Origin of the sequence: Brevundimonas sp. UBA6550 (assembly GCF_002434505.1) — a bacterium.
Taxonomy (GTDB): Bacteria; Pseudomonadota; Alphaproteobacteria; order Caulobacterales; family Caulobacteraceae; genus Brevundimonas.
Map to the genome: position 1 here is coordinate 142,825 of NZ_DJKE01000012.1, position 21,967 is coordinate 164,791.

The window sequence follows — 21,967 nt, forward strand, 5'->3', positions numbered from 1 at the left end:
CCTAGGCACAAGGCCTAGGATGACGGGCTTTATGTGTGGCGGATTCCGTTCTGCGGAGACGGGTATATGAGGCCTCTGCGCATACCCGCCGTCCAGGCGACCCTGTCGTTCATCCTGGCCTATTGGATGCAGTTCTGCTTCGCCACCATGCGCTGGACCTATGAGAACCAGGGCGTGGCCGAAGGGGTCTGGGCCCGGGGCGGCGGGGTGTTGTGCGCCTTCTGGCATTCGCGCATAGGCCTGTCGCCGGCCTGCTGGCCGCTGAACCGGGCCCAGCCGGCAAAGGCGCTGATCTCGCTGTCGGCGGACGGTCAGTTCATCGCCAAGGCCGTGGCGCGCCAGGGGTTCCCCGCCATCCGGGGGTCGTCGTCGAACAAGGACAAGGCGGACCGGGACAAGGGCGGATCGCAGGCGCTGCGGGCCGGCCTGCGTCAGTTGAAGATCGGCGCCCTGGCCATCACGCCCGACGGCCCGCGCGGCCCGGCGCGCCAGATGGCCGAGGGCCTGCCGATGATGGCCAAGATCTCCAAGGCGCCGACCCTGTTCATTGGCATGTCGTGCCATCCGGCGATCCGGCTGAACAGCTGGGACGGCGCCATCCTGCCCCTGCCCTTCGCCAGGGGCGCCATCGTCTGGGACATCGCCGACTATCCGACCGGCGACGATCTGGACCGTGTGCGCCAGGACTGGGCGGCGCGACTGAACGCGGTCGAGGCCCGCGCCGACGAAATCACCGGCCTGAAGCCGTGACGCCCCTGCCCCTGATCGCCTATCGCCTGGCCACCCGTGTGCTGGAGCCGCTGGCCCCGCGCCTGCTGGATGCACGCGCGCGGCGGGGCAAGGAAGACCCCGTACGGGTGGACGAGCGGATGGGCTTCACCCGCGCCGAACGCCCCGCCGGCGATCTGGTCTGGCTGCACGGCGTCAGCGTGGGCGAGAGCCTGTCGCTGCTGCCCGTGGTCGAGCGGTTCGTGAAGGCGCGACCCGACCTGACCGTGCTGGTGACCTCGGGCACCGTGACCTCGGCCCAGATTCTGGCCGAGCGGCTGCCGGCGGGGGTGATCCATCAGTATGCGCCGGTCGATGCGCCGGGCGTGGTGGCGCGGTTTCTGGATCACTGGCGCCCGGCCCTGGCGGTGTTCGTCGAGAGCGAACTGTGGCCCAATCTGCTGCTGGAGGCGCATCGGCGCGGGGTCAGGCTGGCCCTGGTCAGCGCGCGCCTGACCGAAAAGACGGTCGAGGGCTGGGCGCGGTTTCCGGCCTCCGCGCGCGCCCTGACCGGCGCGTTCGATCTGGTCCTGCCCCAGGACGCGGCCTCGGCGCGGCGGCTGGAGACGATGGGCGCGCGCATCGACGGCTTGGTGAACCTGAAACTGTCGGGCGAGGCCCTGCCGCACGACCCCGCCGCCTTCAGCCGCCTGTCCGCCGCCATCGGCGACCGGCCGGTGATCGTGGCCGCCAGCACCCATGAAGGCGAGGAGATCGCCATCGTTCGCGCCCTGGACGGTCTGGACCAGCAGACATGCCTGATCCTGACGCCCCGCCACCCCGAGCGCGGGCCGCATATCGCCCAGGCCCTGGCGCGCGAGGGCTACACCTTCGCCATGCGTTCGCGCGGCCAGACGATCGGGCCGGACACCGACATCTATCTGGCCGACACGCTGAACGAGATGGGCCTGTTCCTGCGGCTGGCCGATGTGGTCGTCATGGGCGGGTCGTTCGCCCCGGCGCTGGGCCTGCCGCCGGTCGGGGGCCACAATCCGCTGGAGCCGGCGCGGCTGGGTCGGCCGGCGATCACCGGGCCGGACGCCTCGAACTGGGCGCCGGTGACGGCGGCCCTGAGCAGCGCGGGCGGCCTGACCCTGGTGCAGGCGCCGTCGGACCTGGCGGCGGCCATCGCGCCGCTGCTGGCCGATCCGGCGGCGGCCAAGGCGATGGGCGAGCGGGCGCGTCGCGCCGCCGCCGAGGCGGGCGGCGGGCTGGAACGGCTGTGGGCCGCGCTGCAGCCGCTGACGCCCCCGCCGGCGCGGGCCAGACGATGAAGCTGAACACCCCCCGCTGGTGGTATGTGCGCGACAGCAACCACGCGCGCATGACCCGCACCGCGCTGAAACCCCTGGGCTGGCTGTGGGCCGGCGTCACCGCGCGGCGCATCGCCCGGGCCGCGCCGGTCGATCCGGGCTGCGCCGTCGTCTCGGTCGGCAATCTGACGGTCGGCGGATCGGGCAAGACGCCGGTCGCGCGCGAGATTCTGCGCCTGCTTCGGGCGGCCGGCGTGCAGGCGCAGGGCCTGTCGCGCGGCTATGGCGGGCGGCTGGAGGGGCCGATCCAGGTCGATCCGGCGGCGCATACGGCCGCCGAGGTCGGCGACGAGCCCTTGATGCTGGCGCAAGGATCGCCGGTCTGGATCGCGCGCGATCGCGTGGCGGGCGCCAGGGCCGCCGTCGCGGCCGGCGCCCAGGCCCTGGTGCTGGACGACGGCCATCAGAACCCGGCGTTGAAGAAGACCGTCAGCCTGATCGTCGTGGACGGCGAGACGCGCGGCGACGAATGGCCGTTCGGGGACGGCTCGGTCTTTCCTTCCGGCCCGATGCGCGAGCCCTTGAAGGCCGGCCTGGCGCGGGCCGACGCCGTGGTGGTGATGCTGCCGACCGATGTGGAGGCCGCCGATCCCGAACTGCTGGCGGTGTTCGGCGCCCTGCCCGTCTTCGTCGCCCGCCTGACGCCCGAGGGGCCGCCGCCGTCCGGCCCTCAGGTCGGGTTCGCCGGCATCGCCAAGCCGTGGAAGGTCGAACGGTCGCTGAAGGCGGCGGGCTGCGACCTGGCGGACTTCGTTCCCTTCCCCGACCATGCGGCCTACAGCGCCGAAAACATGAGGTTCCTGACCGACCGCGCGGCCGTATTCGACGCCGGCCTGGTCACGACGGAAAAGGACTGGGTGCGTCTGACGCCCGACCAGCGCAAGAACGTGACGGCCTGGCCGGTCGTCGCGCGGTTCCAGGATCAGGCGGCCTTCACCGCCTTCCTGAACGACCGGATTCAGTCGGCGCGATAGACGACGCCGGACTTCATCACGAACTTCATCCGCTCCAGCTCGGTCACGTCCGCCAGCGGATCGCCCGAGACGGCGACGATGTCGGCGGGCATTCCGGGTGCGATCCTGCCCGCCTCGTTCGATATCCGCAGGTGTTCGGCGGCGCCGACGGTGGCGGCCTGGATCGCCTCAAGCGGGCTCAGGCCGGCGCGGACCAGAAGCGCGAACTCCTGGGCGTTGTCGCCGTGGGCCGAGACGCCGCTATCGGTGCCGAAAGCGATCTTCACACCCCCCTCGTGCGCGCGCCGCGCCATTTCCAGCATCTTGGGCCCGGCCTCCAGCGCCTTGGCCGTCTGGGCCGGGGTGAAGAAGTTGTCGGGCCCAGAGGCGATGCGGGCCACGAAATCGCCGGCCAGCAGGGTCGGGATCAGCCAGGCGCCGTTCGACTTGAACAGGCGGATCGACTGGTCGTCCAGATAGGTGCCGTGCTCGATGGAATCGCCGCCCGCCCGCAGGAAGGCGTTGATGCCGTCCACGCCGTGGGCGTGCGCCGTGACCTGGCGGCCCATGCGGTGGGCGCTGTCGACGATGGCGGCCAGCTCGGGATCGCTGAACTGCTGGTTCAGGCCGGCGGCGGTGTTGGACAGGACGCCGCCCGTCGCGGTGATCTTGATGATGTCGGCCCCGGCGCGAACCTGGGTGCGGACCGCGCGCATGCAGTCCTCGGGGCCCGAACAGATGCTCTCGGACGACAGCAGGTGCATGATGTCGTCGCGATAGCCGTTGATGTCGCCGTGACCGCCGTGGATCGAGACCGACGATCCGGCCGCGATGATGCGCGGTCCCGGCACGTCGCCGTTCCTGACAGCGTTTCTCAGGGCGAAGATGGCCTCGTTGCCGGCGCCCAGGTCCGCCACGGTCGTGAAGCCCGCCATCAGGGTGCGCCGGGCGTAACGGGCGCCGACCATGGCCCGGTCCGCGTCGGAAAGCGTGACCTGTTCCAGCCGCCCGTTCGGGTTCTGCTGGCTGGTCAGATGGACGTGGCTGTCGATCAGGCCGGGCAGGACGAAGGCTTGTCGCAGGTCGAGAACCTTGCCTTGCGACGTATCGCCGACGAAGCCGTCGCGCACGTCGATGACCTGGTTCCCTCTGATCACGAGAGTTTTATCGCGCTGCACAACGCCGTTCGACGGGTCGGCCAGCAACCTTCCGGCCTCGACGAACGTTGTCGTGGGTTGCGACGAAACCCCAACCCCCGTGGGGGTTTGCTGGGCGTGCGCGCTCATGGCCGACGCCATCAGCGCCGCCAATGCGATTCCGAAACGCTTCATCGATGTCTCCCCCCGGCGCGTCGGCCGCAAAAATGCCCCACAAGGCTCAGGTTGCCTCGCCCGTAACCTTTTGAAACAACCACGCTCCAAGACCAACCGCAACGAGGGCGTCGCATGCGGCTATCGAGACGAGGGCTGATTCTGGGTGGTTCGGCCATGCTGGCGGGATGCGCCAGCGCGAGCGCCACGGCGCCGCTGACCACGGCTCAGACCCTGTCCCCTGTCGCGCCGCCGCAGGCCGGTCTGCCGACCATCCAGACCGCCTCCTTGACGCCGCCGCCGCTGGATCCGCGCGGCCACGTCCGCAAGGAGCTGATGGAGCGCGCCATGACCGCGCTGGACACCCATCACCGCCACCTGCCGCTGCGCGACCGGATGTATCTGGTCGATTTCAAGAAGTTCTCGGGCGAAGAGCGGCTGTACGAGGTCGATCTGGTCGCCGGCGAGGTCAAGGTCCTGCGCACCTGCCACGGTCGCGGCTCCGATCCGGCGCACACCGGCTATGCCCAGCGGTTCTCCAACACGCCGGATTCCAACATGTCCTCGGTCGGCGCCTACGCCACCGCCGGGGCCAACTGGGGCGCGCAGCAGGGGCCGAACGTGCTGCTTGACGGGCTGGAATATTCGAACGACAGGGCGCGCGAGCGGGCCATCATCATTCACGGCGCCGACTACGCCGACCCGGACTTCCTGGCGCGCGAAGGCAAGCTGGGCCGCAGCTACGGCTGTTTCTCGGTCGCCCACACCGACCTGCCTGCCTTGCGCGAACGCATGGGCGAAGGCCGGCTGCTGTTCGCGGCGGCGTAGGGTTTTCCAAGCGGACTTGAGCTCGCGCCCTGATGGTTTGACTGTCTCGTAAAGCGGGAATACCGTCACAGCCTCACTGTGGGGGACGCCATGCTGACGATCATTCTTGCTGCGATATTGGCGATCGGCCAAGATCCCACACCACAGTCTCCGTCAGACCGGGTTTCCAGGGGTGAAGTTCAAGAGCCCGTTCGGTTGGAAGATATCGATGTCGTCGGCAAAAGTCCCGACAGACTAATACGAGACTTTGTCAATGAAGTCGCGGCTCCCAATCCCGATCGGGGCATCGCGCGCTGGGACAACGCGGTCTGCATCGGCGCGGCCAATCTTCAACATGAGGCGGCGCAGTACATCGTCGATAGAGTTTCGACGGTGGCCGAAGACCTTGGGTTGTCGCCGGGACTTCCCGGATGCCGCCCGAATGTCCTGATCATTGCAACCAACGAACCGTCCGCATTGGCGACGGAACTTGTCCGCACGCGTCTGCGCGCGTTTCGCACAGGCGGATCCGGCATGGATCGCGGCGCGGCGGCTCTCAGGGCGTTTCAATCTTCCGAACATCCTGTCAGATGGTGGCAACAGGCTATGCCGATCGATTCCAGCACCGGACAACGCGCGGTTCGTATCCCTGGCGAGTGCAGCGACGACTGCAGTGACGCTTTTGATTATGCTCCCATCATCCCGGTATTCGCCGCCTCGCGTCTTTCCTCGCAGATCGTCGACAATATCTTCCGAACAGTGATTCTGATCGACACAAGACAGACGTCCGGCTTATCCGCTCAGCAGCTAGCCGATTATATCGCCATGATCACTTTTGCTCAGATCGACCCTCAGGCAGACACAAGCCCCTATGCGTCAATTCTCAACCTGTTCGACGCTCCCGAAACGACAATGGGACTGACGAGCTGGGATAACGCCTACCTGAAAGGTCTCTACAAGGCTCAAAGAACGCGCCAGAACACGCGGGCCGGGAACGGCGAAATCATCGCCTCTATTCAGAGAACGCGCCAACACCTTCGCTCATCGACTGACGACGAGGCGCTTCCGCAGCCGTAATCCCGCCTGGGCTAATCGACATCCAACTCCAAACCGTCCTTCCAAGGGAGTTCATAAGACGAACCCGGAACCCAGAAGGCTCGCAATCCGGCGCCGCAGCCCTGAGCTCCGGGTTCCTCGCTTCGCTAAGCCCCGGAATGACGGACTGAAGATCGATAGACCAGACCTAGCCGAACCAGCCCAAGATCATGATCCCCGAGGGGTTGGCCGGGTCGGAAAGCAGCGTTGCCACCATGCCCAGCGAGATCACGACCAAGAGCGGGCGGATCAGCCGCCGTCCGAACCGCATGGCTGAATGGGCGCCCAGACGTCCGCCGATCACCTGACCCACGGCCATTGCGCCGCCCTGCAGCCACAGCACATGGCCGCCCGCGCCAGAACCACCACCGACAGCACATTGCTCATCAGGTTCAGGGCCTTGATGTTGGCGGTCGCCCACGTCAGACCCATCCCCACCAGTGTGACCAGCCTCAAGACGAAAAAGGAGCCGGCGCCGGGGCGGAAGAAGCCGTCATAGAAATCGATGCCCCCCGCCACGGTGCTGTAGGCCAGGGGCGTCAGGCGCGCGTGGGCGTCCTCGTCGCTAGCCTTGGGCCCGAACAGGAAATAAAGGGCGATGGCGATCTGAAGGACCGGCAACAACACCATCCGCCAGCGCGTATAGACAATGGTGACGGCGAAGGCGCCCAGCCCCGCACCGCCCAGGGTCGACGCCAGCGGCCATTTCAGAAGGCCGAAATTGATCCGACCCGCCCGCCAGCAGCTCCAGGTCGCTGACGCCGTGCCGAAACTGGACTGCACCTTGTTGGTGGCGATGGCCGCAATATCGTCCACGAACCCCGCCGCCACGGCCGCAAGGCACAACAGGGCGATGATCTCGGGGCCAGTTTAACCATGCAGTGTTCTCACTCGGCCCGCCTCAGGCCTATTCGCGCTCCAGCGCCCGCCAGCCGATGTCGGAGCGGTTGAAGCCGCCGGGCCAGTCGATCTGCTTGATGGCGGCGTAGGCGCGTTCGCGGGCCTGGGCGATGTCGTCGCCCTCGGCGCAGACGTTCAGCACCCGCCCGCCCGAGGCGCACAGTTGGCCGTCGTCGCGGCGTCTGGTGCCCGCGTGGAAGACCTGGACGTGGGGGCCGAAGTCCTGATCGGCGCCGCGAATGATCGAGCCTTCCAGCGGGCTGTCGGGATAGCCCTTGGCCGCCATGACCACGCAGATCACCGTCTGGGGCTTGAAGGCCGGCGCCGGCAGACCCGACACGTCGCCGCGCGCGCATCCCAGCAGATAGGGCACGATGTCGCCGGCGAACCGCATCATCAGCACCTGGCATTCAGGGTCGCCGAAGCGGGCGTTGAACTCGACCACCTTGGGGCCTTCGTCGGTCGCCATCAGTCCGGCGTAGAGCACGCCGCGATAGGGAGCGCCCTCCTCGGCCATGTGGCGGATGGTCGGCTGGACGATCAGTGCGTCGGCCTGCCGCACCAGATCGGGTGTGAAGACGGGCGCGGGCGAATAGGCGCCCATGCCGCCGGTGTTCGGCCCCAGGTCGCCGTCGAAGGCGCGCTTGTGGTCCTGGGCGCCGCCGAACAGCAGGGCCTGCTTTCCATCGCACAGAGCGAACAGCGAGCCTTCCTCGCCGTCCATGAACTCCTCGATCACGACGCGGGCGCCGGCGGCGCCGAACCGGCCGCCCAGCATTCGCTCGATCTCGGCCTCGGCGTCAGGGCGGTCGGGGCTGATGGCCACGCCCTTGCCGGCGGCCAGACCGTCGGCCTTGATGACATAGGGGGGACGGAAGGCGTTCAACGCCGCCTTGGCGTCCGCGACCGTCTCATGGACGCCGTAGCCCGCCGTGGGAATGCCGTGCCGCGCCAGGAAGGCCTTGGAGAAGGCCTTGGACGTCTCCAACTGCGCGGCCTTGGCCGTGGGCCCGAAACAGGAGATGCCCGCCGCGGCCAGACGGTCGGCCAGACCGGCGGCCAGCGCCACCTCCGGCCCCACCACCACCAGATCGGCGCGGATTTCGCGGGCCAGGGCCGCCAGCCCCTCGGCGTCGTCGGCCTTGACGGCGCGAAGCTCGCACAGCTTCTCGATGCCCGGATTGCCGGGCGCGGCGACCAGGCGTTTGACCAGCGGCGACTGGGCGATCTTCCAGGCCAGGGCGTGTTCGCGGCCGCCCGATCCGACGAGAAGAATGTTCATGAGACCGGGCAATGACCGTCCCGCGCGGGCCGGTCAAGCGCCGGTCAGGCTTAACGCCGAATATCAGCGCGCGGGCGGCGTCCAGGCCGGCAGGGCCTGAAGCTGGCCGGGCGTCAGGTCGGTGACCAGATCCTTGTCGCCGTTGCTGTCGATGGGGGCCACGTCGGCGACGGGAACCAGCACCTTCATGTCGCCCGGCCCGTTCAGCTCGACCACCAGATGGGTCAGGGCGCCCGAGGCGTCCAGCACCAGGGTCTCGACGTCGCCCAGATCGGCGTTGGCGCGCGATACGATATCGGCGTCTTCCAGTTGGTCGCGGGTCATGCCTAAGGCCAGGGCGGCGTTGGTCGCGGCGACATCCGCCTGTCTGTCCGGCAGGCTTGCGGGCGCCGCGCCTGGCGCGGGCGCCTGCACCACGTCGTCGTCACGGTCGGAACAGGCCGCAACGCTCGCGGTGATCGACAGGGCGGCGAGGGCGACGATACGGCTCATGGAATGTCCTGACGACGTCAAAGCAGGGCGAAAACGACATAGGCGCCCAGGCCCAGCAGGGCGATGCCGCCGACGATCAGCCACGGGCTCATGGCGCCGCCTTCGCCCGAGCGGCGCATCAGATCGCGCTCGTGCGGGTCTTGGTCGGCGGGGTCTGTATTCGGTGGATCGGCGGCCATGGGGACGCAACGGCGACATGCGGCCCCCGTTCCCGGACGCATCGACGCAGGCTAGAGTGGCCCGCATGAGCGACGACTATGTGTTCGAAGGCCCGGCCGAGGCCCCCGCCCCGCGCGACAACAATCCGCCGCTGTCGATCTCGGAGCTGTCCTTCGCGCTGAAGCGGACGCTGGAGGATCGGTTCGGCCATGTGCGGCTGCGGGGCGAGATCTCCAAGGTCAACCGCCACGCCTCGGGCCACATCTACCTGACGCTGAAGGATGACAAGTCCGCCATCGACGGCGTGGTGTGGAAGGGATCGACGCGCGGCCTGGGCGTGCAACCCGAGGCGGGGCTGGAGGTCATCGTCACCGGCAAGATCACCTCCTATCCCGCGCGATCCTCCTATCAGATCGTGATCGAGAGCATGGAGGCGGCGGGCGCGGGCGCGCTTCTGGCCCAGTTGGAGCGGCTGAAGGTCCGGCTGCGCGAGGAAGGTCTGTTCGAGCCGGGCCGCAAGAAGCCCCTGCCCGCCTTCCCCGCCGTTATCGGCGTGATCACCAGCCCGACAGGGGCGGTGATCCGCGACGTGCTGCACCGGATCGCCGAACGCTGGCCCTGTCGCGTCATCGTCTGGCCCGTGGTGGTTCAGGGCGAGGCCGCCTGCGGCCAGGTGTCCAATGCGATTCGCGGATTCGACGGGCTGACGCCGGACGGGCCGATACCCCGCCCCGACCTGCTGATCGTGGCGCGCGGCGGCGGGTCGGTGGAGGACCTGTGGTGCTTCAACGACGAAGGTCTGGCGCGCACGGTCGCGGCGGCGCGCATCCCGATCATCTCGGCCGTGGGGCACGAGACGGACACCACCCTGATCGACTTCGTGTCGGACCGCCGGGCGCCGACGCCCACGGGCGCCGCAGAAATGGCGACGCCGGTGCTGGCGGACCTGCGCTACGCCGTGGCGGACATGGACCGGCGCATGGTTCAGGCGGGCGGGCGGCTGATCGAGGATCGGCGCACCCGTCTGCGGGCCGTGGCGCGCGGACTGCCGGCGCGGCCCGAGGATCTGCTGGCCCTGGCGCAGCAGCGGCTGGACCATGTGTCGAGCCGTCTCGGCTCGGGCCTGCAACGCAACGTCGCCCTGCACGAGCGGCATCTGGCGGTGACGGGCGGCAAGCTGAGCCCGGCCCTGCTGCGCACCCGGATCGAACGGGGACAGGACCGGCTGCGCGGCGCGGGCGACCGGCTGGGCTCGGCGCTGCAGGCAGGCGTGGCGCGCGGCGAGCGGCGTCTGCTCCAGGTCTCGGCCCGCCTGTCCCCCGCGCCCTTGCATCGGCGGCTGGACCAGCGCGAGGCGCGGCTGCTGGCGGCGACGACGCGGCTGGACGCCGTGCTGCCGCGTCGGCTCGAACGCGACGCAGACCGTCTGGCGGCCCTGTCGCGGGCGCTGGCCACGCTGGACCCCGGCCGGCCCAAGCCCGGCTTCGCCCGGGTCGAGGACACGGACGGCGGCTGGATCACCTCGGCCGCCGCGCTGGAGGCGGGTCAGGCGGTTCGGCTGGTGTTCGGCGACGGCGCACGACCCGCCACGATCGACGGCGGCGATCCTCGCCCCGCCTCGCCGCGTGCGCCGGCCAAACCGAAACCGCCCGTGGCGGGTCAGGGAACCCTGTTCTAGAGGTTCGACGACCGTCATTCCGGGGCGTCCGCAGGACGAACCCGGAACCCAGGAGGCGTGCATCAGGCTTCATCTGCGTCTAGCAGCGCGACTGTGGCCCTGGGTTCCGGGTTCTTCGCGCCGCTCGGCCCCGGAATGACGGCCGTGTGGTTCGTCACGCAGCATCGACAGGCCCTCGTCCCGGGCGACCTGATCCGACGCGCGGTTTTCCGCTTCGCCCCGGCGGCGCTTCCTGCTAACCGGCCCGGCATGAAGATCACCCGCCTCGCCGTCACCGCCTATGTCTTCGCGCTCCTGATCATCCTGCTGGACCAGGCGACCAAGGCCTGGGTCATCAGCGGCCTGACCCTGCACGAGGTCGGACGCATTCCCGTCCTGCCGCCCATCCTGAACTTCAGCTGGGTCGAGAACACCGGCGTCAGCTTCGGCCTGTTCGGCGGGGGCGAGGCGCGCTGGGGCCTGGCCATCTTCTCCATCATCGTCTCGGCGGGCCTGGCCTGGTGGGCGACGAAATCGGAGCGCCGGCTTCTGATCACCGCCATCGGTTTCGTCATGGGCGGCGCGCTGGGCAATGTGATCGACCGCATCCGCTTCGGCTATGTGGTCGACTTCATCGACTTCTCCGGCACGGGGGTTTTTCCCTGGGTGTTCAACGTCGCCGACAGCGCCATCACCATCGGCGTGATCCTGCTGATTCTCGACAGCCTGATGTCGGACCGACCCTCGAAAGCCTGAGCGGCTTTCGATTCTCTCGAGCCTGATTCACGGTCTCGGCGGCGTCGCCCGCCTCGAACGATCAGGCTCTAGGTTGGCGCGGCCCCCGAAAAGTCGTAATCACCCCGTCTTCACTATGCCAACGGCGCCGTCGCGGCGCTTCGTGCATCAGCCGACCAGAGCCTGAAACCATGCGTATCCGCAGTGTCGCCGTCCTGACCCTCGTCGCCTCCTCCGCGCTCGCCGTCTCGGCCTGCGGCAGCCTGAAGCAGGGCATCGGCCTGACCAAGGTGGTGCCGGACGAGTTCGTCACCGTCTCGACCGCCCCGCTCAGCGTGCCGCCGGAATACGGCCTGCGTCCGCCCGCGCCCGGCCAGCCGCGCCCGCAGGAGCTGGCCCCCGAAAGCGCCGCGCGTCAGATCCTGCTGGGTCAGCGTCAGGCCGTCACCCGCACGCCGGGCGAACAGGTTCTGGTGGCCCAGGCCGGCGGCGAACAGGCCGACCCCCTGGCCCGCTACGTCGTGGACGACGAGTTCGGCGACCTGGCGCACAAGGACGAAAGCTTCGCCAACCGCCTGATGTTCTGGCGCAAGAACGACCCGTCGACCCAGACGGCGACCGTGCGCCAGACCGCCGAGGGCCAGAAGACCATCGACGCCGCCACCGAGGCCGAGCGTCTGCAGGCCCTGACCGGCGGCCGCCAGGCCATCACCATCCAGCCGCGCCGCAGCGGCGGCTTCAAACTGCCCGGTCTGTAAGACCCGCATCGGATCGGACGCTTGCCACGGCGGCGTCCGTCCTTATTGTGAACGGACCTGATGGAGCCGTTCCCATGACCGACACCCTCGATATCGCCGCCCTGTCCGGGGTCGAACAACTTCGCCTGGGCCTGAGCGGCGGATTCGTCGCCCCCATCGCTCGCACGGTCGGCTTCGATCTGACCGAGGTCGAGGAAGGCCGGGTGGTGTTCGAGGCCGTGCCGACGGCCGCCGTCTATAATCCGCTGGGTTCGGTGCATGGCGGCTGGATCGCCAACGTGCTGGATTCGGCCTGCGGCTGCGTCGTGCATTCGACGCTGCGGCCGGGCCAGACCTATACGACGCTGGAACTGAAGGCCGTCTTCCACAAGGCGTTGAGCGCCGGCACGCCGGTCCGCGCCGAGGGCCGAATCGTTCAGGCCGGCCGCCGCGCCGCCTTCGCCGAGGCGGATCTGCGCGGTCTGGACGGGCGGCTTTACGCCACCGCGACCTCGACCTGCCTGGTGATGGAGCGATAGGCCGCCAGCAAGCGTTTGCCGCGCCTCGCTTTAGCCGCTATCAGCGGCGAGCGTTCAACGGTCGGCCGCCGATCGTCGTGCGCCCCTTTTCGCTGTCGGAAATATAAGCTGATGCGTCGCGTCCTCACCGCCCTGGCCGCCTTCTCGATCGCGGCCTCCGTCCTGCCGGTCGCCGCCGAGGCCCAATCCCAGCGTCAACGCCAGCGCGGGGGCCAACAGCAGCAGGCGTCGGGCGACGACGCCGCCCCGGCCCGCGCGCCGCGCATCGCCCCCTTGCGCCGCCGCGTCAACGCCGGCCCCTGCCCCTATGTGAAGGTGCTGTACGACGCCGCCCGCTACGTCGAACTGGAAGGCGGCCGCGCCGCCGTGGCCAATGTCGGCTACACCGGCGAGATCGAAGGCGTGTCGTCGGACTGCGAATATCGCGAGAGCGATCCGATCCGCGTGGACATGAACGTGCTGTTCAACCTGGGCCGCGGCGCCCAGGCGGCCGGCGATCAGCGCACCTATCGCTACTGGATCGCGGTGACCGAGCGGAACACCGCCATCCTGTCCAAGGAATATTTCGACCTGCCGGTGAACTTCCAGGGCCAGCGCACGGCGTCCGTGACCGAGGAGCGCACCATCGTCATCCCGCGCGCCGAGGCCACGACCAGCGGCAGCAATTTCGAGATCCTGGTCGGTTTCGACGTGACGCCTGAAATGGCCGAGTTCAACCGTTCGGGCAGCCGATTCCGCGTCAACGCCGGCGCGACCCCGGCCGCGCCCGCCCCTGCCACGGCGCCGAACCCGTAATGTCCGATCTGAAGACCGTCCTCGGCGAAGCGGTCGGCGCCGCCTTCGCCGCCGAAGGCGTGGATGCTGCCCTGGCCCGCGTCACCCCGTCCGACCGTCCCGATCTGGCCGACTTCCAGTCCAACGGCGCCCTGGCCGCCGCCAAGGCGCTGAAGGCCAATCCGCGCGAACTGGCGGGCCGGATCGCCGAACGCCTGAGCGCGGACCCGCGCTTTTCCTCGGTCGAGGTCGCCGGTCCCGGTTTCATCAACCTGAAGATCGCCGACGCGGCCCTGGCTGAACGCGCCGAGGAGGTCGCCGCCGACGCCGATCACGCAGGCGCGGCGGTCGTCGCCGAACCGCGCAAGGTCGTCATCGACTTCGGCGGCCCCAACGTGGCCAAGCCTATGCACGTCGGCCACCTGCGCAGCGCCATCATCGGCGAGAGCCTGAAGCGTCTGTTCCGCTTCCGGGGCGACGACGTGACCGGCGACGCCCACTTCGGCGACTGGGGCTTCCAGATGGGGCTGCTGATCGTCGCCTGCGGCGACGAAGGTCTGGCCGACGCCTTCATGGCCGAGGGCGACGGTCCCTTCCCGACCGAAACCCCCGTCACCCTGGCCGATCTGGACCGGCTGTATCCGCTGGCCGCCGGCAAGGCCAAGGAAGACCCCGCCTTCCGCGACCGCGCCCGCAAGGCGACGGCCGAACTCCAGAACGGCCGCCCCGGCTATCGCGCCCTGTGGCAGCACTTCGTGGCGGTCAGCCGCGAGGCGCTGAAGCGCGAATACGGCGACCTCTCGGTCGATTTCGACCTGTGGAACGGCGAGAGCGACGCCGATCCGGTGATGCCTGAAATGCTGGCGCACTTGAAAGACACCGGCCTGCTGGTCGAGGACGACGGCGCCCAGGTGGTCCACGTCGCCCGCGAAGGTGAGACGCGCAAGAAGAAGCTGGCCGACGGTTCGGTGATCGAGGCCCCCTCGCCTCCGCCCCTGCTGGTCATCAGTTCGGAAGGGTCGGCCATGTACGGCACGACCGACCTGGCCACGATCCTGGACCGCAAGAAGGCGTTCTCGCCAGACCTGATCCTCTACGTCGTCGACGAACGTCAGGCCGAGCATTTCGAACAGGTGTTCCGCGCCGCCTATCTGGCCGGTTACGCCCCCGAGAAGTCGCTGGAGCATCTGGGCTTCGGCACCATGAACGGTCAGGACGGCAAGCCGTTCAAGACCCGCGCGGGCGGCGTGCTGAAGCTGCGCGACCTGATCGACCAGGCGACGGACAAGGCGCGCGAGCGTCTGCACGAAGCCAAGCTGGGCGACGACCTGTCGCCGCAAGAGTTCGAGGCCATCGCCCACAAGGTGGCCATCGCCGCCCTGAAGTTCGCCGACCTGTCGAACGCGCGCACGACCAGCTACGTCTTCGACCTCGACCGCTTCATGAGCTTCGAGGGCAAGACCGGGCCTTATCTGCTGTATCAGGCGGTCCGCATAAAATCCCTGCTGCGCAAGGCCGCCGAACAGGGCGTATCCGCCGGCCCCATCGTCATCGCCGAACAGGCGGAACGCGACCTGGCCCTGACGCTGGACGCCTTCTCGACCGCCGCGGCCGACGCCTACGACAAGCGGATGCCGCACCTGGTGGCCGAACACGCCTATCGCGTGGCCCAGTCCTTCTCGAAATTCTACGCCGCCTGCCCCGTGCTGGTCGCACCGGACGACGCCACTAAACGCTCGCGCCTGGCCCTGTCGGCGGCGGCTCTGCGCCAGCTTGAAATCGCCCTGAACCTCTTGGGCATCGACACGCCGGAGCGGATGTAGCGACGACGCCGACGATATGATAGCATTGCTATCATCTGTTGGAGGCCGTCATGAACATCCACGTCCGCCATCTGGACGAAGCCACGGTGCAGGCGCTGAAGCAGCGCGCAGCCCGCAATGGCCGGTCAGCCGAGGCGGAGTATCGGGCCATCCTGACCGCCGCTGCGGCGGAGGATGCTGACGGCTTCGACTGGATCGCCGCATCGGATCAAATCAGAGCCCATACAGTCGGTCGCTCGCATACTCCGTCCGAGGTGCTCGTGCGCGAAGGCCGTGAAGAGCGGTGAACGCAGTCATTGACGCCAGTGTGCTGGCGAAATGGTTTGTCGAGGAAGACGACACGGTCGCGGCTCGCCGCCTTCAGCACCTCAAGCTGGTCGCTCCGGATTTGCTGATCGTCGAAACGACGAACGTGCTTTGGAAGAAAGTGCGTCTGGGTGAGTTCGATCCAGCCTTTCTGGAGCCTGCGGTGCGAGTTATGCGACACGCACATCTGACCCTGGTCGACAGCGTGACCCTGGCGGATCGCGCCGTGGAAATCGCAGTGCGGCTCAATCATGCCGTTTACGACTGCTACTATCTGGCGCTGGCTGAACGGCGAAACCTGCCGATGGTCAGCGCCGATGATCGTCTGGGCCGCAAACTTTCAGCGGCCCCGAGCGTGACCACAGCCAGGGTTGTCGGTCTTGCGGCGTTTGTCGCTGATCTGCCAGAGAAGCATCATGACTGATCTCGACGCCTATATCGCCGGCCTGCCCAAGGCCGAACTGCATCTGCACATCGAGGGCAGTCTGGAGCCCGAACTGATGTTCGAACTGGCGCAGCGGAACGGCGTGTCCATTCCCTACGACAGCGTCGAGGCGGTGCGGGCGGCCTATGACTTTTCCAACCTGCAGGATTTCCTGGACATCTATTACGCCGGGGCGGCTGTGCTGCTGACCCGCAAGGATTTCGAGGATCTGGCCTTCGCCTATTTCCAGCGCGCGGCGGCGGACAATGTGCGCCACGCCGAAATCTTCTTCGACCCGCAGACGCACACGGATCGCGGCGTGCCGTTCGGCGTGGTGGTCGAAGGGCTGATCGCGGGCATGGACTGGGCCAAGGCGGAACTGGGCGTGACCAGCGGCCTGATCCTCAGCTTCCTGCGCCACCTGACCGAGGAGGAAGCCTTCGCCACCCTGGAGGCGGCCAAACCCTATCTGCATCACTTCATTGGCGTGGGGCTGGATTCGTCGGAGGTCGGCCATCCGCCGTCCAAGTTCCAGCGCGTCTTCGCCGCCGCCCGCGAGATGGGCCTGAAACTGTGCGCCCACGCCGGCGAGGAAGGCCCGCCTGCCTATGTGCATGAGGCGCTGGACCTGCTGCACATCGATCGGATGGACCACGGCAACCGCTCGATGGAGGACGAGGCCCTGATCGAACGTCTGGCCGCCGAACAGATGACCCTGACGGTCTGCCCGCTGTCGAACCTGAAACTGTGCGTGGTCAAGGATCTGAAGGATCACCCGGTCCCGGAGATGCTGCGCCGGGGTCTGCACGTCACCCTGAACTCGGACGACCCGTCCTATTTCGGCGGCTATGTGAACGCGAACTACAGCCAGCTGGCGGCGGCGGTCGGCCTGACGCGGGAACAGGTGACGCAGTTGGCGAAAAACAGTTTCGAGGGCTCGTTCCTGGGCGACGCCGAGAAGGCCGCGCGGTTGGCCGAGGTGGAGGCCTACGCAAGGGCGGAGCGTTAGCCTGACCACACGCCCGTCATCCTCGGCCTTGTTGACTAGGAGGTGTCAGCCCAGCAGCGTCGCCGCCTCGATCTCCACTACGCCCAACACGCGGAAACGGTCGTGCGCGGCCGCCGCCGTTTCCGGCGCGATGGCGCGGCTGGCGTCGGTGACGACCACCGCCTCGAACCCCTCGCGCACCGCGTCCTCGGCGGTGAAACGGACGCAGTAGTCAAGCGCCAGCCCCGTCAGGAAAACCCGCGTCACGCCCAGTTCCCGCAACAGGCCGCCAAGGCCCGTCGGCGTCTCGTGGTCGTTCTCGAAGAAGCCGGAATAGCTGTCGACCGCGGGGTTGTAACCCTTGCGGATCACGGCCAACGCCTTGTTCACCACCGGCGCGATGTCAGGATGGAAATCCGCGCCGCGCGAGCCTTGCAGACAGTGGTCGGGCCACAGCATCTGACGGCCATAGGCGACCTCGATCTCGGTGAAGGGCGTCGCGCCGGGATGGTTGGAGGCGAAACTGATCTGGTCCGGCGTGTGCCAGTCCTGGGTCACGATCACCCGTTCGAACCGTTCCGCCAGCCGCACGATCAGCGGCATGACCCCCGCCCCGCCCGACACGGCCAGCGCGCCGCCTTCGCAGAAGTCGTTCTGGGGGTCGATGACCAGAAGCGCGTCGGTGGGGCCGATCCGCATCAGGCGGCGGCCAGGGCGTCGATTTCGTTCGCCGAGCCCAGGGCGACCGGGATGCGTTGGTGCAACTGCGTCGGCTGGACGTCCAGGATCGGCTGCACCCCGTCCGTCGTCGCCTTGCCGCCCGCCTGTTCGATCAGGAGGGCCATCGGATTGCCCTCGTACATCAGGCGCAGCTTGCCCGGCTTGTTCGGCTCGCGCCTGTCCCACGGATAGATGAAGACGCCGCCGCGCATCAGGATGCGGTGCACGTCCGCCACCATAGCCGCGACCCAGCGCATGTTGAAGTTCTTGCCGCGCGGACCGTCCGCCCCCTTCAGCAGACCGTCGACATAGCGCTGCACAGCCTCGGCCCAGTGACGCTGGTTCGAGACATTGATCGCGAACTCCTTGGTGTCGGGCGAAACGGCGATGGCGTCGTGGGTCAGGAACCACTGACCATCCTGCGCCAGGGTGAAGCCCTTCACGCCGTTTCCGGTCGTCAGCACCAGCATGGTCTGCGGCCCATAGACGGCGTAGAGGGCCGCAACCTGTCGCCGCCCCGGCTGCAGGAAGTCGGCCTCGCCAGGCTGGGCGGACGGCGATTTCAGCACCGAGACGATGGTGCCGACCGGCGCATTGATGTCGATGTTGGACGAACCATCCAGCGGGTCGAACAGGGCCAGATATTCGCCCGCCGCATTGGTCGCGATCTCTGCCGTATCCTTCTCTTCGGAGGCGACCCCGGCGATGGCCGGACAGGCCAGCAGCGCCTGGGTCAGCATGTCGTCGGTGATGACGTCCAGCTTCTTCTGCTCCTCATCCTGGACGTTGATCTGGCCCGAGGCGCCCAGGGCCCCGACCAGGGCGCCGCCCGCCACGACCCGGCTGATCTCGGCGCAGGTCTGTCCCACGACGGTCAGCACCGTCTTCAGGCCGTCCGCCACGTCCAGGGCGGCGATATGGGCGTCGAGGCTGGTGCGGGTCATGCGGGAGGTCCGGTGCGGCTGAGGCGTCCCTGCGTTCTTGGCGGGCGACACGCGCCGCCGCAAGACAAGAAACCCTCTTCCCACCGTAGCGCCGTCATCCCAGGTTCTGCGCCTGGGATGACGGATCTCGCGGCGCCCGATCAGATCGGCAGGATCGCCGTGCCGAAGGCCCGCTTCAGTTCATGGGCCGCGAACGTCTGCGCCGCCGCAGCGTCCGGGACCACCATGGCCATGCCGAAGAACTCGTGCGTCGAGCCGTGGAAGGTCTTGTGGCGCACGTCGACGCCCGCCTGCTCCAGCTTTTCGGCCAGCAGTTCGCCTTCCGACCGCAGCGGGTCGATCTCGGCGCAGATCACGGTCGAGGACGGCAGGCCGCTTAGGTCGGCGTTCTCGACGATGTTGATGCGCGGATCTTGCGCGTCGGCTTCGTTGGCGAAGATGTGTTTCACGAACCACTTCATCATCGGCTTGTTCAGCGGCTTGGCGTCGGCGTTCTCGACGTAGGATTCATTGTCCATGTCCACGCCGGCGACCGGATAGACCAGCACCTGATGCACCGGCAGGGTCACGCCCGCGTCGCGCGCCATCATCGACACGCCGATGGCCAGGTTGCCGCCCGCGCTTTCGCCCATGACCGCCACCTTCTGCGGGTCGCCGTTGAAGCTTTGCGCATTGTCCAGCACCCAGCGATAGGCGGCCAGGGCGTCGTCGTGGGCGGCGGGGAAGTGATGTTCCGGCGCCTGGCGATAATGGACCGAGACCACGATGGCGTCGGCCATCTTGGACACGCCGCGCGGGCCGCCGTCATAGACGTCCAGATCGGCGATCACGAAGCCGCCGCCGTGGAAATAGACCACGACCGGATGCAGCTTGTCCTGGGAATGGTCGTGCGGCTTGTAGATTCGGGCCTGGATCGGGCCGGCGGCGCCGGGGATGGCGATGTCGGTGGTCTTGACGCCCAGATCGTCGGATTTCGGCTCCTTGCCCGCCTTGCGCAGCAGGGCGTGGACGGCGTCGGTGGGGGTGGGCTGCTGGCGAGCCTCCTCGGGCGACAGGGTCTCGATCGGCTTCCCGCCGAGCGAGGCCAATTCATCCAGCACCTTCTGCATCGGGCCATCGGCCTTGGCGGGGGTGTCGCGCGGCTTTTCGTTGTCGCCGAACAGCTTGTCTATAATGGACATTTTCGCATTCCTGGGTTTGGTGTGGGGGCTCGGGACGACAACCCGCCGCACGCATCCTTGTTCCCCGCCCGCTTGACTTGACGCTTGAGTCGATGCCTTAGGTCGAACGCTCTCGCGGGAGAGTTCGGGGACGGGAAACCGGCCGCGACGCCGAAGGCGCAACCGCCCCGGAAACGCTCAGGCAAACGGACCGCGACAGCATACGGACGCTGGAAAGTCGCCCTCGATGGGCGCGCCGACGGAGCAAGGCGACATGATTTGGTCGCCGGAATCTCTCAGGCTTCAGGACAGCGGGGGCGCGAGGACCGGCGGAGCTCCGCCCCAACACGCGACCGCGAAAGCCTGAACCATGACCGACCAGACCCTGAAGACCACGCCCCTGAACGCCGCGCACCGCGCGCTGGGGGCCCGCATGGTGGGCTTCGGCGGCTATGACATGCCGGTCCAGTACGAAGGGGTCCTGGCCGAACACCGCTGGACCCGCGAACACGCCGGTCTGTTCGACGTGTCCCACATGGGCCAGTGCAAGATCACCGGCGCCGACTCGACCGCCCAGTTCGAACGCTTCGTGCCCGGCGACTATGAAATCCTGAAGGCCGGCAAGCAGAAATATTCGGTGCTGCTGAACGACCAGGGCGGGATCATCGACGACCTGATGGCCGGTCGTCCCGACCACGACGGCCTGTTCGTCGTCGTCAACGCGGGCAACAAGGACGAGGACTTCGCCTTCTGGAACGCCAATCTGCAAGGCGACGCCAAGCTTACGGTTCTGGACCGCGCCCTGATCGCCATTCAGGGACCCGAGGCCGCCGAGGTCATGGCCGCCCACGAGCCCGTGCTGGCCGAGATGGGCTTCATGGAGACGGCCCGCCTGATGCTGTTCGGCGTCGATGCTTATGTGTCGCGCTCGGGCTACACCGGCGAGGACGGCTATGAGATTTCGGTCCCGGCGGACCAGGCCGAGCGCATCTGGAACACCATTCTGGAAGACGCCCGCGTCAAGCCGATCGGCCTTGGCGCCCGCGACAGCTTGCGCCTGGAAGCCGGTCTGCCGCTGCACGGCCACGACATCGACCCGACCACCAGCCCGGTCGAAGGCGCCCTGACCTTCGCCCTGTCCAAGTCGAGGAAGGAGCGCGCCGACTTCAACGGCGCCGACCGCATTCTGAAGGAGCTGGCCGACGGCCCATCGCGCGTTCGCGTCGGCCTGCATGTCAAGCAAGGCGCCCCGGCCCGCGAAGGCGCCGAGATCGCCGACGCCGACGGCGCGGTGATCGGCAAGGTCACCTCGGGCGGCCCCTCGCCCACCCTGGGCCACAACATCGCCATGGGCTTCGTGCCCCCCGCCTTCGCCGCCCTGGGCACGGAGTTGCAGGTCATCGTGCGCGGCAAGCCCGCCGCCGCCGAGGTCGTCGCCATGCCCTTCGTGGCCCAACGCTATTACCGCAAGCCGAAGGCGTAACGCCCCACGCTTCCGTCACCCCGGGCCTTGTGCCTAGGGTCCCATACACGCCGACGCCCGCCGTCGGATCACGGCTTCCGAAACCGGGGGTCTGGATCCCAGGCACAAGGCCTAGGATGACGAGTTGAACATCAGACCGCTTCGGCGGCTCTTGCGAGGACAGACAGATGAAGTTCACCAAGGATCACGAGTGGGTCAGCCTGGACGGCGACATCGCCACCGTCGGCATCTCCAAACACGCCGCCGACGCCCTGGGCGACGTGGTGTTCGTCGAAGTGCCCGAGGTCGGCAAGACCGTCTCGAAGGGCGACAGCTTCGCCGTGGTCGAGAGCGTCAAGGCGGCGTCGGACGTCTACGCCCCCGTCTCGGGCGAGGTGGTCGAGGCCAACGACGCCCTGTCGACCGCCCCGGAAACCGTCAACTCGGCCGCCGAAGCCGACGGCTGGTTCGCCAAAATCAAGGTCTCGGACGCCTCGCAACTGGACGCCCTGATGGATCAGGCCGCCTACGACGCCTTCCTGGCCACGCTGTAATTTCATCCGCTCATCCCGGCGAAAGCCGGGACCCAGTCCTTTCGCGAGGCAGGGTGCGTGGGATG

General features: G+C 68.1%; 26 protein-coding genes and 2 riboswitches. Of the genes, 17 read left to right on the top strand and 9 right to left on the bottom strand.

Annotated features, from left to right (window positions below; genetic code table 11):
- The first annotated feature begins 66 nt into the window (after window positions 1–66).
- Genes B3Z70_RS14050 through lpxK form a run of 3 tightly spaced genes read left to right on the top strand, consistent with a single transcriptional unit; the run spans window position 67 to window position 3,055 of the window.
- Window positions 67–750 carry a lysophospholipid acyltransferase family protein gene (locus tag B3Z70_RS14050; RefSeq protein ID WP_292022746.1) on the top strand — a complete coding sequence of 228 codons (684 nt, stop codon included), beginning with the start codon at window positions 67–69 and terminating at the stop codon, window positions 748–750.
- Entirely contained in the window at window positions 747–2,042 is a 1,296-nt protein-coding gene (locus B3Z70_RS14055; RefSeq protein ID WP_292045782.1) for a 3-deoxy-D-manno-octulosonic acid transferase, read from the top strand. Before B3Z70_RS14050 ends, B3Z70_RS14055 begins: the two co-directional genes overlap by 4 nt.
- Window positions 2,039–3,055, top strand: a complete 1,017-nt coding sequence (gene lpxK, locus B3Z70_RS14060; protein ID WP_292020630.1) for a tetraacyldisaccharide 4'-kinase — start codon at window positions 2,039–2,041, stop codon at window positions 3,053–3,055. The genes B3Z70_RS14055 and lpxK overlap by 4 nt, the downstream gene beginning before the upstream one ends.
- Here the strand turns inward: lpxK and B3Z70_RS14065 are convergent.
- Complete coding sequence (locus tag B3Z70_RS14065; RefSeq protein WP_292020621.1) at window positions 3,040–4,365, bottom strand: metal-dependent hydrolase family protein; 1,326 nt, start codon at window positions 4,363–4,365, stop codon at window positions 3,040–3,042. The two genes, lpxK and B3Z70_RS14065, sit on opposite strands and share 16 nt — an antisense overlap.
- Here B3Z70_RS14065 and B3Z70_RS14070 point away from each other — a divergent pair.
- From B3Z70_RS14070 to B3Z70_RS14080, 3 genes are all read left to right on the top strand, one after another.
- On the top strand, window positions 4,319–4,504 hold the full coding sequence (locus B3Z70_RS14070) for a hypothetical protein (RefSeq protein ID WP_292020633.1): 186 nt from the start codon (window positions 4,319–4,321) through the stop codon (window positions 4,502–4,504). The two genes, B3Z70_RS14065 and B3Z70_RS14070, sit on opposite strands and share 47 nt — an antisense overlap.
- A complete protein-coding gene (locus tag B3Z70_RS14075) occupies window positions 4,480–5,172 on the top strand; it encodes a murein L,D-transpeptidase catalytic domain family protein (protein ID WP_292045783.1) in 693 nt (230 codons plus the stop codon). Before B3Z70_RS14070 ends, B3Z70_RS14075 begins: the two co-directional genes overlap by 25 nt.
- A gap of 90 nt (window positions 5,173–5,262) precedes the next feature.
- Entirely contained in the window at window positions 5,263–6,228 is a 966-nt protein-coding gene (locus B3Z70_RS14080) for a hypothetical protein (protein WP_292020622.1), read from the top strand.
- Window positions 6,229–6,394: 166 nt separating this feature from the next.
- On the opposite strand, the gene B3Z70_RS14085 is transcribed toward B3Z70_RS14080, so the two are convergent.
- The 5 genes from B3Z70_RS14085 to B3Z70_RS14105 form a co-directional block, all read right to left on the bottom strand.
- Complete coding sequence (locus B3Z70_RS14085) at window positions 6,395–6,565, bottom strand: hypothetical protein (RefSeq protein WP_292020624.1); 171 nt, start codon at window positions 6,563–6,565, stop codon at window positions 6,395–6,397.
- Window positions 6,547–7,062, bottom strand: coding sequence for a TSUP family transporter (locus tag B3Z70_RS14090; RefSeq protein WP_292020625.1), 516 nt, complete (start codon window positions 7,060–7,062; stop codon window positions 6,547–6,549). The genes B3Z70_RS14085 and B3Z70_RS14090 overlap by 19 nt, the downstream gene beginning before the upstream one ends.
- A 91-nt stretch (window positions 7,063–7,153) precedes the next feature.
- The gene (gene purD, locus B3Z70_RS14095; RefSeq protein WP_292045784.1) at window positions 7,154–8,428 is read right to left on the bottom strand and encodes a phosphoribosylamine--glycine ligase; all 1,275 of its coding nucleotides are present in this window, start codon (window positions 8,426–8,428) and stop codon (window positions 7,154–7,156) included.
- Window positions 8,429–8,491: 63 nt separating this feature from the next.
- Window positions 8,492–8,920: a PRC-barrel domain-containing protein gene (locus B3Z70_RS14100; protein WP_292020627.1), complete on the bottom strand. Its 429-nt coding sequence runs from the start codon at window positions 8,918–8,920 to the stop codon at window positions 8,492–8,494.
- 17 nt (window positions 8,921–8,937) lie between these two features.
- Window positions 8,938–9,099: a hypothetical protein gene (locus B3Z70_RS14105; protein WP_292020628.1), complete on the bottom strand. Its 162-nt coding sequence runs from the start codon at window positions 9,097–9,099 to the stop codon at window positions 8,938–8,940.
- Window positions 9,100–9,164: 65 nt separating this feature from the next.
- Here B3Z70_RS14105 and xseA point away from each other — a divergent pair, with 65 nt between their 5' ends.
- The 9 genes from xseA to B3Z70_RS14150 all read left to right on the top strand — a co-directional run bounded on the left by xseA (window position 9,165) and on the right by B3Z70_RS14150 (window position 17,083).
- A complete protein-coding gene (gene xseA / locus B3Z70_RS14110; protein WP_292045785.1) occupies window positions 9,165–10,757 on the top strand; it encodes an exodeoxyribonuclease VII large subunit in 1,593 nt (530 codons plus the stop codon).
- A gap of 249 nt (window positions 10,758–11,006) precedes the next feature.
- Complete coding sequence (lspA, locus tag B3Z70_RS14115; protein WP_292022584.1) at window positions 11,007–11,492, top strand: signal peptidase II; 486 nt, start codon at window positions 11,007–11,009, stop codon at window positions 11,490–11,492.
- Window positions 11,493–11,662: 170 nt separating this feature from the next.
- Window positions 11,663–12,229: a DUF3035 domain-containing protein gene (locus B3Z70_RS14120; RefSeq protein WP_248118835.1), complete on the top strand. Its 567-nt coding sequence runs from the start codon at window positions 11,663–11,665 to the stop codon at window positions 12,227–12,229.
- A gap of 74 nt (window positions 12,230–12,303) precedes the next feature.
- A complete protein-coding gene (locus B3Z70_RS14125) occupies window positions 12,304–12,747 on the top strand; it encodes a PaaI family thioesterase (protein ID WP_292022585.1) in 444 nt (147 codons plus the stop codon).
- Between the two features lie 111 nt (window positions 12,748–12,858).
- Window positions 12,859–13,542 carry a Tat pathway signal sequence domain protein gene (locus B3Z70_RS14130; RefSeq protein ID WP_292045786.1) on the top strand — a complete coding sequence of 228 codons (684 nt, stop codon included), beginning with the start codon at window positions 12,859–12,861 and terminating at the stop codon, window positions 13,540–13,542.
- Window positions 13,542–15,344, top strand: coding sequence for an arginine--tRNA ligase (argS, locus tag B3Z70_RS14135; RefSeq protein WP_292045787.1), 1,803 nt, complete (start codon window positions 13,542–13,544; stop codon window positions 15,342–15,344). The genes B3Z70_RS14130 and argS overlap by 1 nt, the downstream gene beginning before the upstream one ends.
- A gap of 50 nt (window positions 15,345–15,394) precedes the next feature.
- Complete coding sequence (locus B3Z70_RS14140) at window positions 15,395–15,631, top strand: FitA-like ribbon-helix-helix domain-containing protein (RefSeq protein ID WP_292023832.1); 237 nt, start codon at window positions 15,395–15,397, stop codon at window positions 15,629–15,631.
- Window positions 15,628–16,074 carry a type II toxin-antitoxin system VapC family toxin gene (locus B3Z70_RS14145; protein WP_292023833.1) on the top strand — a complete coding sequence of 149 codons (447 nt, stop codon included), beginning with the start codon at window positions 15,628–15,630 and terminating at the stop codon, window positions 16,072–16,074. The genes B3Z70_RS14140 and B3Z70_RS14145 overlap by 4 nt, the downstream gene beginning before the upstream one ends.
- Window positions 16,067–17,083 (top strand): adenosine deaminase, encoded by a 1,017-nt coding sequence (locus B3Z70_RS14150; protein ID WP_292023836.1) that lies wholly within the window; start codon window positions 16,067–16,069, stop codon window positions 17,081–17,083. Before B3Z70_RS14145 ends, B3Z70_RS14150 begins: the two co-directional genes overlap by 8 nt.
- A 45-nt stretch (window positions 17,084–17,128) precedes the next feature.
- On the opposite strand, the gene B3Z70_RS14155 is transcribed toward B3Z70_RS14150, so the two are convergent.
- The 3 genes from B3Z70_RS14155 to B3Z70_RS14165 all read right to left on the bottom strand — a co-directional run bounded on the left by B3Z70_RS14155 (window position 17,129) and on the right by B3Z70_RS14165 (window position 19,907).
- Window positions 17,129–17,761 (bottom strand): nicotinamidase, encoded by a 633-nt coding sequence (locus tag B3Z70_RS14155; RefSeq protein WP_292023838.1) that lies wholly within the window; start codon window positions 17,759–17,761, stop codon window positions 17,129–17,131.
- Window positions 17,761–18,726, bottom strand: coding sequence for a class 1 fructose-bisphosphatase (locus B3Z70_RS14160; protein ID WP_292023840.1), 966 nt, complete (start codon window positions 18,724–18,726; stop codon window positions 17,761–17,763). The genes B3Z70_RS14155 and B3Z70_RS14160 overlap by 1 nt, the downstream gene beginning before the upstream one ends.
- A gap of 140 nt (window positions 18,727–18,866) precedes the next feature.
- On the bottom strand, window positions 18,867–19,907 hold the full coding sequence (locus B3Z70_RS14165) for an alpha/beta hydrolase (protein WP_292023842.1): 1,041 nt from the start codon (window positions 19,905–19,907) through the stop codon (window positions 18,867–18,869).
- A 105-nt stretch (window positions 19,908–20,012) separates the two neighbouring features.
- Window positions 20,013–20,110, top strand: a riboswitch (glycine riboswitch).
- Between the two features lie 4 nt (window positions 20,111–20,114).
- A riboswitch (glycine riboswitch) is annotated at window positions 20,115–20,200 on the top strand.
- 56 nt (window positions 20,201–20,256) lie between these two features.
- Between B3Z70_RS14165 and gcvT the strand changes: the two genes are divergently transcribed.
- Window positions 20,257–21,369 (top strand): glycine cleavage system aminomethyltransferase GcvT, encoded by a 1,113-nt coding sequence (gene gcvT, locus B3Z70_RS14170; protein WP_292023844.1) that lies wholly within the window; start codon window positions 20,257–20,259, stop codon window positions 21,367–21,369.
- A gap of 167 nt (window positions 21,370–21,536) precedes the next feature.
- Entirely contained in the window at window positions 21,537–21,902 is a 366-nt protein-coding gene (gene gcvH / locus B3Z70_RS14175) for a glycine cleavage system protein GcvH (RefSeq protein WP_205681434.1), read from the top strand.
- The last annotated feature ends 65 nt before the right edge of the window (window positions 21,903–21,967 follow it).

Bases quoted from the DNA above. Each gene is read 5' to 3' on its own strand.
- B3Z70_RS14120 (WP_248118835.1), top strand. From the start codon at position 11,663: ATGCGTATCCGCAGTGTCGCCGTCCTGACCCTCGTCGCCTCCTCCGCG.
- B3Z70_RS14050 (WP_292022746.1), top strand. From the start codon at position 67: ATGAGGCCTCTGCGCATACCCGCCGTCCAGGCGACCCTGTCGTTCATC.
- B3Z70_RS14100 (WP_292020627.1), bottom strand. From the start codon at position 8,920: ATGAGCCGTATCGTCGCCCTCGCCGCCCTGTCGATCACCGCGAGCGTT.
- argS (WP_292045787.1), top strand. From the start codon at position 13,542: ATGTCCGATCTGAAGACCGTCCTCGGCGAAGCGGTCGGCGCCGCCTTC.
- gcvT (WP_292023844.1), top strand. From the start codon at position 20,257: ATGACCGACCAGACCCTGAAGACCACGCCCCTGAACGCCGCGCACCGC.
- xseA (WP_292045785.1), top strand. From the start codon at position 9,165: ATGAGCGACGACTATGTGTTCGAAGGCCCGGCCGAGGCCCCCGCCCCG.
- B3Z70_RS14160 (WP_292023840.1), bottom strand. From the start codon at position 18,726: ATGACCCGCACCAGCCTCGACGCCCATATCGCCGCCCTGGACGTGGCG.
- B3Z70_RS14150 (WP_292023836.1), top strand. From the start codon at position 16,067: ATGACTGATCTCGACGCCTATATCGCCGGCCTGCCCAAGGCCGAACTG.
- B3Z70_RS14140 (WP_292023832.1), top strand. From the start codon at position 15,395: ATGAACATCCACGTCCGCCATCTGGACGAAGCCACGGTGCAGGCGCTG.
- purD (WP_292045784.1), bottom strand. From the start codon at position 8,428: ATGAACATTCTTCTCGTCGGATCGGGCGGCCGCGAACACGCCCTGGCC.
- B3Z70_RS14130 (WP_292045786.1), top strand. From the start codon at position 12,859: ATGCGTCGCGTCCTCACCGCCCTGGCCGCCTTCTCGATCGCGGCCTCC.
- B3Z70_RS14125 (WP_292022585.1), top strand. From the start codon at position 12,304: ATGACCGACACCCTCGATATCGCCGCCCTGTCCGGGGTCGAACAACTT.
- B3Z70_RS14065 (WP_292020621.1), bottom strand. From the start codon at position 4,365: ATGAAGCGTTTCGGAATCGCATTGGCGGCGCTGATGGCGTCGGCCATG.
- B3Z70_RS14105 (WP_292020628.1), bottom strand. From the start codon at position 9,099: ATGGCCGCCGATCCACCGAATACAGACCCCGCCGACCAAGACCCGCAC.
- B3Z70_RS14085 (WP_292020624.1), bottom strand. From the start codon at position 6,565: ATGGCCGTGGGTCAGGTGATCGGCGGACGTCTGGGCGCCCATTCAGCC.
- lpxK (WP_292020630.1), top strand. From the start codon at position 2,039: ATGAAGCTGAACACCCCCCGCTGGTGGTATGTGCGCGACAGCAACCAC.
- B3Z70_RS14155 (WP_292023838.1), bottom strand. From the start codon at position 17,761: ATGCGGATCGGCCCCACCGACGCGCTTCTGGTCATCGACCCCCAGAAC.
- B3Z70_RS14080 (WP_292020622.1), top strand. From the start codon at position 5,263: ATGCTGACGATCATTCTTGCTGCGATATTGGCGATCGGCCAAGATCCC.
- gcvH (WP_205681434.1), top strand. From the start codon at position 21,537: ATGAAGTTCACCAAGGATCACGAGTGGGTCAGCCTGGACGGCGACATC.
- lspA (WP_292022584.1), top strand. From the start codon at position 11,007: ATGAAGATCACCCGCCTCGCCGTCACCGCCTATGTCTTCGCGCTCCTG.
- B3Z70_RS14165 (WP_292023842.1), bottom strand. From the start codon at position 19,907: ATGTCCATTATAGACAAGCTGTTCGGCGACAACGAAAAGCCGCGCGAC.
- B3Z70_RS14075 (WP_292045783.1), top strand. From the start codon at position 4,480: ATGCGGCTATCGAGACGAGGGCTGATTCTGGGTGGTTCGGCCATGCTG.
- B3Z70_RS14070 (WP_292020633.1), top strand. From the start codon at position 4,319: ATGGCCGACGCCATCAGCGCCGCCAATGCGATTCCGAAACGCTTCATC.